Origin of the sequence: Microbacterium sp. GbtcB4 (assembly GCF_019091465.1) — a bacterium.
In the GTDB taxonomy this organism is placed as follows: domain Bacteria; phylum Actinomycetota; class Actinomycetes; order Actinomycetales; family Microbacteriaceae; genus Microbacterium; species Microbacterium paraoxydans.
Genome location: NZ_JAGXJJ010000509.1, coordinates 1 through 238, shown reverse-complemented (window position 1 = coordinate 238; position 238 = coordinate 1). Strand labels below are relative to the sequence as shown.

Below are 238 nucleotides of genomic sequence, written 5' to 3'. Positions count from 1 at the left end.
GCACGGCAGGCGACCGAGTGAGGTGGCCGCGACGCCCGTCGAGCCGGGGCGGGCGGGCGAGGCGACGGCCGACCTCCTCGCGCGTGAGCTCGCCGTCGCGTCGGCGACGGCGGGGATCCCCGGGGCGGCCGCCCTGCTCGTCGCGCTGCCGGGTGACCTGTGGGCGGGCGCGACGAGCAGCAACAGGACCGTCGCGACCGCGCGGGTGCGCGGGGCGGGCATCCCGGCGCCCGCCCTG

General features: G+C 81.5%; 1 pseudogene. It reads left to right on the top strand.

The annotated features are described in order from the left end of the window. Positions 1 to 238 (top strand): annotated as a pseudogene (locus tag KVS71_RS18640) (HAD family hydrolase); the annotation flags it as partial.